Raw genomic sequence first — 311 nt, 5'->3', positions numbered from 1 at the left:
TCTATACCTGTAGTTTCTTCACAATCCGTTAAACCATCACCATCACTATCGGTTGTGTTGATGCCTACTGGGCTACATGGATCGTTTTCATCGGATGTACCTGTTGGTACTGTTGGTGTACTTGGATCATCTATACCTGTAGTTTCCTCACAATCCGTTAAACCATCACCATCACTATCGGTTGTATTGATGCCTACTGGGCTACATGGATCGTTTTCATCGGATGTACCAGTTGGTACTGTTGGTGTACTCGGATCATCTATACCTGTAGTTTCTTCACAATCCGTTAAACCATCACCATCACTATCGGT

1 pseudogene is annotated in these 311 nt (G+C 43.1%); it reads right to left on the bottom strand.

Going from position 1 to position 311, the window contains the following annotated elements:
* A pseudogene (locus ACNG5D_RS15945) lies at positions 1-311 on the bottom strand (hypothetical protein); the annotation flags it as partial.

It is taken from the genome of Algibacter ulvanivorans (assembly GCF_048381495.1).
GTDB lineage: Bacteria > Bacteroidota > Bacteroidia > Flavobacteriales > Flavobacteriaceae > Algibacter_B > Algibacter_B ulvanivorans.
The sequence above is the reverse complement of the archived record's forward strand: the minus strand, read 5'-3'. Positions and strand labels throughout refer to the sequence as shown.